The sequence below is a fragment of the Bordetella muralis genome (assembly GCF_965139205.1).
Lineage (GTDB): Bacteria > Pseudomonadota > Gammaproteobacteria > Burkholderiales > Burkholderiaceae_B > Bordetella_A > Bordetella_A muralis.
Map to the genome: position 1 here is coordinate 1 of NZ_CBCSIU010000020.1, position 9,036 is coordinate 9,036.

General features: G+C 58.7%; 9 protein-coding genes. 4 read left to right on the forward strand and 5 right to left on the reverse strand.

All coding sequences use genetic code 11. The annotated features are described in order from the left end of the window. Positions 1-95: 95 nt before the first annotated feature. Entirely contained in the window at positions 96-830 is a 735-nt protein-coding gene (locus tag ACNA0I_RS21720; protein ID WP_415808175.1) for an SDR family oxidoreductase, read from the reverse strand. 52 nt (positions 831-882) lie between these two features. Further along, positions 883-1,590, reverse strand: a complete 708-nt coding sequence (gene aqpZ / locus ACNA0I_RS21725) for an aquaporin Z (protein WP_415808109.1) — start codon at positions 1,588-1,590, stop codon at positions 883-885. A 124-nt stretch (positions 1,591-1,714) separates the two neighbouring features. On the opposite strand from aqpZ, the gene ACNA0I_RS21730 reads away from it, so the two are divergent. Beyond that, positions 1,715-2,224, forward strand: coding sequence for an acyl-CoA thioesterase (locus tag ACNA0I_RS21730; protein ID WP_415808110.1), 510 nt, complete (start codon positions 1,715-1,717; stop codon positions 2,222-2,224). Positions 2,225-2,441: 217 nt separating this feature from the next. Here the strand turns inward: ACNA0I_RS21730 and ACNA0I_RS21735 are convergent, their stop codons facing one another. Both ACNA0I_RS21735 and ACNA0I_RS21740 read right to left on the reverse strand, forming a co-directional pair. Further along, on the reverse strand, positions 2,442-3,182 hold the full coding sequence (locus tag ACNA0I_RS21735) for an ABC transporter substrate-binding protein (protein WP_415808111.1): 741 nt from the start codon (positions 3,180-3,182) through the stop codon (positions 2,442-2,444). A 15-nt stretch (positions 3,183-3,197) separates the two neighbouring features. Beyond that, positions 3,198-3,647, reverse strand: coding sequence for a MarR family winged helix-turn-helix transcriptional regulator (locus tag ACNA0I_RS21740; RefSeq protein WP_415808112.1), 450 nt, complete (start codon positions 3,645-3,647; stop codon positions 3,198-3,200). Between the two features lie 221 nt (positions 3,648-3,868). Here ACNA0I_RS21740 and ACNA0I_RS21745 point away from each other — a divergent pair, with 221 nt between their 5' ends. Both ACNA0I_RS21745 and ACNA0I_RS21750 read left to right on the forward strand, forming a co-directional pair. Further along, positions 3,869-4,333: a tripartite tricarboxylate transporter TctB family protein gene (locus ACNA0I_RS21745; protein WP_415808113.1), complete on the forward strand. Its 465-nt coding sequence runs from the start codon at positions 3,869-3,871 to the stop codon at positions 4,331-4,333. Between the two features lie 18 nt (positions 4,334-4,351). Next, positions 4,352-5,857, forward strand: a complete 1,506-nt coding sequence (locus tag ACNA0I_RS21750) for a tripartite tricarboxylate transporter permease (protein WP_415808114.1) — start codon at positions 4,352-4,354, stop codon at positions 5,855-5,857. Positions 5,858-6,061: 204 nt separating this feature from the next. Here the strand turns inward: ACNA0I_RS21750 and ACNA0I_RS21755 are convergent, their stop codons facing one another. Further along, positions 6,062-6,661, reverse strand: a complete 600-nt coding sequence (locus ACNA0I_RS21755) for a SecDF P1 head subdomain-containing protein (protein ID WP_415808115.1) — start codon at positions 6,659-6,661, stop codon at positions 6,062-6,064. A gap of 357 nt (positions 6,662-7,018) precedes the next feature. On the opposite strand from ACNA0I_RS21755, the gene thiC reads away from it, so the two are divergent. After that, positions 7,019-8,932, forward strand: a complete 1,914-nt coding sequence (thiC, locus tag ACNA0I_RS21760; protein ID WP_415808116.1) for a phosphomethylpyrimidine synthase ThiC — start codon at positions 7,019-7,021, stop codon at positions 8,930-8,932. Positions 8,933-9,036: the final 104 nt, after the last annotated feature.

The following is a 9,036-nucleotide window of genomic DNA, read 5'->3' on the forward strand; positions in this document are numbered from 1 at the left end:
GCCCACGCCCCCGGCAGGGACGCCTAATGAGCCCATCCCTGTGTCAGCAACCGAACACCGCACCTAACGCCTAGCAGAAGGGCACCAGGCCAAACCTATTTCCCACCAGAAACCTCGATAAACGACCCCGTCGTATACCCCGCCTCATCGGAAAAAAGCCACATCACCGCCCCCGCGACCTCCTCAACGGTACCGCCCCGCTGCAACGGAATCGCACTGGCCAATCGATCCACCCGCCCAGGCTCCCCGCCACTGGCGTGCATCTCGGTATAAATCGTTCCTGGCCGAACCGCATTCACACGAATCCCATCGGCCGCCACCTCTTTAGACAGACCGATCGTCAACGTATCGAGCGCCCCTTTCGACGCTGCGTAATCGATATATTCGCCGGGCGATCCCAAACGAGACGCCACCGAAGACACATTCACGATAGCGCCGCCCCGTCCACCATGACGCGGACTCATGCGCCGCACCGCCTCGCGGCAACACACCACCGCGCCGACAACGTTTGTCATCAGAATGCGCGTCACACGGGCAGCATCCAGGTCCTCGAGCCGACATTGCGTCTCGAGTATGCCGGCGTTGTTGACCAGAGCATCCACCCTGCCCAACTCCCGGTCCACGGTTTGAAACAACCGCACAACCTGCGCCTCGTCGGCAACGTCCGCGCCGACGGCAATGGCTCGCCCGCCATCGGCCTGAATTTCTCGCACCACCGCATCCGCATCCTCGCGGCGATGACGATAATTCACGCAAACGGCATAACCCCGGCGGGCAGCCAGGCGCGCCACCGCGGCGCCTATACCCCGGCCGCCGCCGGTGACCAGCATGATTTTTTCAGATTGAGACACGTGTCGCTCCATCAAATGGGGCGACGGTTTCTCATGAGTCTTGGCGCCCCGCTACGAAACGGTACACCAACGCAGCCAGAATCGCGCCCACAATCGGCGCCACCCAGAACAGCCACAACTGCTCCACCGCCCATCCCCCGACAAACAACGCCGGTCCCGTAGAGCGCGCCGGGTTCACCGACGTATTTGTCACAGGAATACTGATCAAATGAATCAGCGTCAGAGCCAGGCCAATCGGTATCGGGGCAAAGCCGGCCGGCGCGCGCTTATCAGTGGCCCCCAGGATCACGAATAGAAAACCGAACGTCAGAACGATTTCGCATACCAGCGCAGCCCCCAAGGCATATTTGCCCGGAGAATGGTCGCCATAACCGTTCGCGGCAAAACCGCTTGCCACCAGATCAAAGCCCGGCTTGCCGCTTGCAATGCAATACAGCACGGCAGCCGCCAGTATTGCTCCGATCACTTGCACCACCACGTAAGGCAGAATTTCGCGCGTCGGGAACCGCCCGCCTACCGCGAGCCCCACTGTGACGGCCGGGTTGAAATGCCCGCCCGAAATATGGCCCACCGCATACGCCATAGTCAGCACCGTCAGCCCGAATGCCAGGGCAACCCCGGCAAAACCAATGCCCAATTCAGGAAAACCTGCAGCCAATACCGCGCTGCCGCAACCGCCTAACACCAACCAAAAAGTACCGATCAACTCGGCCATGCAACGTTTGGATAATGATGACATGATGGGTTTCTCCAAGGGATGGAGCTTGTGATCGTACCCCTATTTAATGGCAGCGTATCGTCAAGTTTTGCAAAAACAACAAGCCCAGCGATTACCATGGCGTTTTTCACTCGCGCGATCTGCCATGCAAGAAACCAATCACCAACTGTCGATGACTATCCTGATGACGCCCGATATGGCGAATTTTGCAGGTAACGTCCACGGCGGCACGATTTTGAAGTACCTGGATCAGGTCGCCTACGCCTGTGCCAGCCGTTATGCGGGCCACTACGTCGTCACCCTGTCCGTCGACCAGGTCATGTTTCGGCAACCGATCCATGTCGGAGAACTGGTCACCTTTCTGGCGTCCGTGAACTACACGGGCCGGACCTCGATGGAAATCGGCATCAAGGTGATCACCGAGGACATCCGCAAACAAATCGTGCGCCACGCCAACAGCTGTTATTTCACGATGGTGGCGGTCGATGATAACGGGCAGCCGACGGCCGTCCCGCCATTGGTTCTACATACCCTGGAACAACGCCAACGCTACGAGGCTGCAAGCGAACGCCGCGCGTTACGCCAAGAAATGGAAAAGCACCACGAAGAAATCAAGCAACGCGTGCAGGACCCAGCACCCGGCTCGGCGGATTGATCAATCCGTTCTGCTTGTTATCGGGCACAGAAAAGCGAGTCGTCATGAGCGTCGAGGCGCTCATGACACAAGCCCGGGCAGGCCGCATCGCATATCGTGTTGCCACGCGAAAAATCCTTTAACAATACCTGACAGCGGGCTGTCACACAGCCAAATCGTTGTGCCAACACAACAAATCGAACGGCAACAGCCCTAGGATTTTCCCTAATATGAGAATTTAATCTCGGGGTTCCGCCGGTGCTACCGAGGCGCCTTGAATGCCATGACGCGCGAGCGCGTCAGCGACGAAACCGCTGGCCTTCATGTCCTCGACAAAGGCGCTGAGCAGCGCTGCCGCCCTGGCATCACGCCCTTTGGGCAAGCCCATCGCCTGGCGAATCACCATGAAACGGCCCGGCAGCAAACGCAGGCCACTCAAACGCTGCGCATCGGATTCCAGCTGCTGGCGTACGCCCGCCGCTACCTCCAGCCCCTGCTCCAGAAAAGTATCGACCACAGCCGGAGAGCTCGGAGCTCGGACGATTTCGGCATGCTTGAGCTCACGCGTCAGGTACAAATCGTATGCGCTGCCCTTACCGACCGCGACGCGGTGCGCGGCTTGATCCACCTCGTCGTTCGATTGCAGCGGCGAGTCGTCCTTGACGAGATAGGCGCCCTCGATCAGCACATAGGGTGCCGTAAACGCGATACCGGCGCCACGTACCGGATCCACCGCAAAAAAGCCGATATCGGCCTCTTCAGCCGTCACAGCGTCGACGGATTTACCGGCCGTATCGAACACCACCAATTCGAGCTCGACGCCGAGACGACGGGCGAATTCGCGCGCCAGATCGATCGATACGCCCGCAGGCTCACCGGCGGCATTGCGTCCGGCCAAGATGGGATTGCCCAGGTTGATCGACGCACGCAGGCGCCCCGCAGGGGTGAAAACAGCACGCAATTCAGGGGTAGTGTCCATCTGATGGTCGTTTTTTCAGCGAGTTGAAGAACCGAACTGGTCCAATAATTTAATCAGCAAGGGCCCGATGCGCCGCAGTTGCTCGAAATGTACGGCGGACAGCGCCTGCAATTTTGCTTCGGCCAAGGCGGTCAACGTCACCCGTACACGCCGGCCATCCTCGGGGTCGACCGAACGTGACACCATGCTCATGCGCACTAATCGGCTGATGAGTTCGACGGTGCTGTGATGCTTTATACAGAGCTTGTCTGCAAGCTCACCAACGGTCAGAGCCTGCGCTTTACTGCCCTTGATAGCCAGCAACGCTTGATGTTGTTGCGGGGATAGTCCCTGTCCGTGCGCTTCGGCTTCACTGAAAACCGTGAAGCAGCGCAAGGCATAACGAAACTCGGCCAAGGTTGCAAAATCCGCCGGTTGCAATTCCTGCGTGTCGATCTTTGCCCCCTGAAAAGTTAGAGGATTCACCAACAGAATTCTAAACTACATCGTGATACGATCCGTTCGACTTGGACTTTGCGTGCTGGCGGTGCGCTTAGTGTCCGGACGCTTGGCAACCCTGATATGGCTCGCGCCGCCGTGCCATATTTTTTTATATGTTTTTTGTCCAAGCTTCATGCGTCCTTAGACATTAGGTCTCCGCCACCCATGCTCGCGCAGTATGGCACGACACAATACGGAGACCTTTTATGCAGCTAAAGAACAAGCAAGATTTCTGGTCGGGGGTGATGTTTACCCTAATCGGCCTGGGATTTGCGTATGGCGCCACACAGTATTCCATGGGGACATCCGCCCGGATGGGCCCCGGTTATTTTCCATTTTGGCTGGGGATATGCCTGGCCATTCTGGGAGCAGTAGTGGCTTTGGGAGCCATGTCCCCCAAGGCAACTGCAACCACGATCGACAAGTTCGATTTCAAGATTCTGTTCATCATCATCGGCTCCGTCGTCTTGTTCGGCGTGCTGCTGCGCCCGCTGGGTCTCTACGTGTCACTGTTCCTGCTAGTCGTAGGCAGCAGTCTGGCCAGCCATGAGTTCAGCTGGCGCGTCGCCTTGCTCAACGCCATCTTCCTTGTTGTGTTCTGCTGGCTGGCGTTCATCAAGGGTCTGGGATTGATTTTCCCGCTATGGCCGTCGTTTCTAGGCATGAACTAATAAGGGGAAGACACAATCATGGAATTGATGGAACACTTGGCGATCGGATTTTCGGTTGCGTTCACACCTGAAAACCTACTGTACGCCCTGCTAGGCTGCATTCTCGGCACATTGGTTGGCGTGCTCCCGGGTCTGGGCCCCGTACCCACGATCGCCATGCTGCTGCCGATCACGTACGTGCTGCCACCAGTCGCTGGCTTGATCATGTTGGCGGGCATTTACTATGGCACGCAATACGGGGGGTCCACCACCGCCATTCTGGTCAACTTGCCGGGCGAAACTTCGGCGGTAGTCACTGTGCTCGACGGCCACCAGATGGCGCGTAACGGGCGGGCGGGCGCGGCATTGTCGCTGGCAGCTATCGGGTCATTCTTTGCTGGCTGCGTGGCAACCCTGCTGATCGCCGCTTTCGCGCCTCCACTGTCCGAAATCGCGTTCAAATTCGGTCCGGCCGAATACTTCTCGTTGATGACCCTGGGCCTGATCGGTGCAGTGGTGCTGGCTTCTGGCTCTCTGCCTAAAGCCATCTGCATGATCTTGTTGGGCCTGCTGCTGGGCATGGTTGGCACCGACGTCAACTCAGGCGTGGCCCGCTATGACTTCGGTATTCCCGAACTGCAAGACGGTATCGACTTTGCCATCGTGGCCATGGGCGTGTTCGGTTTTGCGGAAATTTTGTCCAACCTGGAACAAAAAGAAAACCGCGTCGAGCTCCAAGACAAGATCGGTTCGCTGTACCCCAGCAAAAAAGAATTCCGCGAAGCAGCCCCCGCTATCATCCGTGGTACGGCTCTGGGTTCGATTTTGGGTATTCTGCCTGGTGGCGGCTCCGTACTGTCGGCCTTCGCGTCCTACACCTTGGAAAAGAAAATTTCCAAAGAGCCGGAACGCTTTGGCAAGGGACACCCCGCTGGTCTCGCAGGTCCTGAATCGGCCAACAACGCCGGTGCACAAGCCTCGTTCATCCCGCTGCTGACCTTGGGTATCCCGGGTAATGCCGTGATGGCCCTGATGGTTGGCGCCATGACCATCCACAACATCCAGCCCGGCCCGCAGGTCATGACCAGCCACCCGGAATTGTTCTGGGGTCTGATCGCCTCGATGTGGATCGGTAACCTGATGCTGGTGGTGCTGAACCTGCCGCTGATCGGCGTATGGGTCAAACTGCTGAAAGTCCCCTATCGCATTCTGTTCCCGGCGATTCTCGTGTTTTGCACGATCGGGGTGTATTCGTTGAACTACAACACGTTCGACATTTTCACCACGGCCATCTTCGGGGTGATCGGCTATTTCTGGTCGAAACTGAAGTGCGAAGGCGCCCCGCTGCTGCTGGGCTTGGTGCTGGGCCCCATGATGGAGGAAAACTTCCGTCGTGCCCTGCTGCTATCGCGCGGTGATTTCTTCACCTTTGTCGAACGGCCCTTGTCTGCGTCCTTGTTGGCTGCGGCTGCGATTCTGGTCGTATTGGTGGCACTGCCCTCCATCCGCAAGAAACGTCAGGAAACCTTCGTAGAAGAGGATTGATCTGACATGGGGCATGGGTCCGTTAAGCCGGATCCGTTCCCTACGCACCAATAAAAAAGGCCTGGGATGGTAATCATCCCAGGCCTTTTTGTTGCCTGCCGCCCCCAGAAAAAAACATTCACTTTTGGGAAGGGCAGGCCGACGACGCAAGCATGAGGGCGTTTTCATTGGCGGCTGACGCCGCCTCAACGCCTCAAATCGTTTTTATTGCGGAGCTGCGGGAGCGGGGGCAGCCGGAGCGGGGGTAGCCGGCGCGGCAGGTGCAGCGCCATTAGCCGGGGCCGCTTGCCCTTGATCGCCACGGATCTTGGCTGCGATATCCGATGCCGCCTGGGCCGAAGGCACGCCAAAGGCCAGCACGCCACGGTTCAGCGGCTCGGCAATACGCGGAGCAGCAACGAGCTCACGATCAATGACCAACGCCAGCATGTTGCCGATGTTCTGGCTGCTCACCTCGTTCAATTTACGGGCACCGGCCTCTGTGAAGCGCAGGCCGACGAAATTCTGTCCTTGACGATCAACCAGGGCGGCGGCCTCGCTCAGATCGGCACGCGTCAGCACGGGCTGGCGCTGGATGAACAACGAGCCATCGGGAATCTTGACTTCCGTCAGGCCGGGCGCCGTCGTCGCTTGAGCCACATAGAACTCAACTGCGGAAGCCGTCGCCGGCTGGGCCGGAGTCTGGGGCGTGGTAGTGCCGCTGGCTGCACCTTCAGTCCCTTGCTTCGGCGGAGTTTGGCAGCCGGCCAGTGCGAGCGTGAGGACAGCCAGCGCGGGAGCCAGTTTGCGCATAGTGAGTTGCATGATGGTTATTCCTTTTTCAATGACTGAGGGAGCTGCATGCCGGGTCGCTGACTGCCACCCAGCTTACAAAAAGTGTACAGGGCCGTTGCGTGTCCCGATAGCCCCAACCGTATGCAGATGTAAAGCAGCGAAATACGACCATACAACCACGATACCACCTATACTTCGGTTTCACGCAGGGGTACTCGTCGCCTTTTCCGGGGCGACGTGTTGAGAGAGTCCCTTCGTACCAGTACGGATAATGCCGATGCTGGGAGCGTATTCCGCGTCGCCAGGCCTGTCTCCCAGGGCCGGGTTCGTCCTATCTGGCCCGGAATCCATCCCCAATCGGCTCCAACCTCATTATTGGAGCTTTCCATGAACGCCAATCCCAAGTTCCTCGCCGCTACGGCGCAAGTCGATGCCGCGGCCGTCGCACCGCTGCCCAAATCCCGCAAAGTCTACGAAATCGGCTCCAGGCCAGATATCCGCGTGCCCTTTCGGGAAATTTCGCAGGACGCAACGCCCACCATGTTCGGTGGTGAAAGCAATCCTCCGTTGACGGTGTACGACACCAGCGGCCCCTACACCGATCCCGACATTCACATCGACATCCGCCGCGGCCTGCCCGCGCTGCGCAAAGCCTGGATCGAAGAACGCAACGACACCGAGGTCCTCGGCGGACCCACGAGTGAATACGGCCAGTCACGCCTGACCGACCCCAAACTGACGGCGATGCGTTTTGATCTGCAACGCCCGCCGCGCCGGGCCAAAACGGGCGCGAACGTCTCGCAAATGCATTACGCGCGGCGCGGCATCATCACGCCGGAAATGGAATTCGTCGCCATCCGCGAGAACCTGCGGCGCGAACACTACCTGGAAACGCTGCGCGCCAGCAGCCCCGATGGCGAGAAAATGGCCCGCCGTCTGCTGCGCCAGCATCCTGGGCAATCCTTCGGCGCTGCCATCCCCGCAGTCATTACGCCCGAATTCGTGCGCGAGGAACTGGCCCGCGGCCGCGCCATCATCCCTGCCAACATCAATCACCCCGAAGTCGAACCCATGGCCATCGGGCGAAATTTCCTGGTCAAAATCAACGCCAACATCGGCAATTCCGCGGTCAGTTCGGGCATCGGCGAAGAAGTCGAAAAAATGACCTGGTCCATCCGCTGGGGTGGCGATACGGTCATGGACCTCTCTACCGGCAAACATATCCACGAAACCCGCGAATGGATTATCCGGAATTCACCCGTGCCCATCGGCACCGTGCCGATCTATCAGGCATTGGAAAAAGTCGATGGCAAAGCCGAAGAACTGACCTGGGAGATTTTCCGCGACACCTTGATCGAGCAGGCCGAACAGGGCGTGGACTATTTCACGATACACGCGGGCGTGCGTCTGCCGTTCATTCCCATGACTGCCGACCGCATGACAGGCATCGTGTCACGCGGCGGCTCCATCATGGCAAAGTGGTGTCTCGCGCATCACAAGGAAAGCTTTCTGTACGAACGCTTCGAGGACATCTGCGAGATCATGAAGGCCTATGACGTCAGCTTTTCGCTGGGCGACGGCCTGCGGCCTGGCTCAGGCTACGACGCCAATGACGAGGCCCAATTCGCCGAGCTCAAGACACTGGGCGAGCTGACTCAAGTGGCATGGAAACACGACGTGCAAGTCATGATCGAGGGCCCAGGCCATGTGCCGATGCAGATGATCAAGGAAAACATGGAGTTGCAACTCGAGCATTGTCACGAGGCGCCGTTCTATACCCTGGGGCCGCTGACGACCGACATCGCCCCCGGCTACGATCACATCACCTCAGGCATCGGCGCCGCGTTGATCGGCTGGTATGGCACAGCCATGCTCTGCTACGTCACGCCTAAAGAGCACTTGGGCTTGCCCAACAAGAAAGACGTCAAGGACGGCATCATCACCTACAAGATCGCCGCACATGCAGCGGATCTGGCCAAGGGTCATCCAGGCGCGGCGATTCGTGACAATGCGCTATCGAAGGCGCGGTTCGAGTTCAGGTGGGATGACCAATTCAACCTCGGCCTGGATCCTGATACAGCCAAGGAGTTTCACGACGAGACCTTGCCTAAAGATTCAATGAAAGTCGCACATTTCTGCTCGATGTGCGGGCCGCATTTCTGCAGCATGAAGATCACGCAGGACGTGCGTGATTATGCGGCGTCGCAAGGGGTCAGTGAGAAGGATGCGTTGCAGCAAGGGATGCGGGAGAAGGCGGTGGAGTTTGTACGCAAGGGGGCTGAGATTTATCAGCAGACTTGATCGTTTGATGGCATCGGGCGTCTCTATTTAGACCTCCGTGGCGGGGCGGTAAGCGTGTGGGGGCGCCTCGTGGTCGAGCGAGGGAAACCGAAGGAGCGCAGCGA

Coding starts and splice junctions, on each gene's coding strand:
- ACNA0I_RS21750 (WP_415808114.1), top strand. CDS start 4,352: ATGGAATTGATGGAACACTTGGCGATCGGATTTTCGGTTGCGTTCACA.
- aqpZ (WP_415808109.1), bottom strand. CDS start 1,590: ATGTCATCATTATCCAAACGTTGCATGGCCGAGTTGATCGGTACTTTT.
- thiC (WP_415808116.1), top strand. CDS start 7,019: ATGAACGCCAATCCCAAGTTCCTCGCCGCTACGGCGCAAGTCGATGCC.
- ACNA0I_RS21735 (WP_415808111.1), bottom strand. CDS start 3,182: ATGGACACTACCCCTGAATTGCGTGCTGTTTTCACCCCTGCGGGGCGC.
- ACNA0I_RS21755 (WP_415808115.1), bottom strand. CDS start 6,661: ATGCAACTCACTATGCGCAAACTGGCTCCCGCGCTGGCTGTCCTCACG.
- ACNA0I_RS21730 (WP_415808110.1), top strand. CDS start 1,715: ATGCAAGAAACCAATCACCAACTGTCGATGACTATCCTGATGACGCCC.
- ACNA0I_RS21720 (WP_415808175.1), bottom strand. CDS start 830: ATGCTGGTCACCGGCGGCGGCCGGGGTATAGGCGCCGCGGTGGCGCGC.
- ACNA0I_RS21745 (WP_415808113.1), top strand. CDS start 3,869: ATGCAGCTAAAGAACAAGCAAGATTTCTGGTCGGGGGTGATGTTTACC.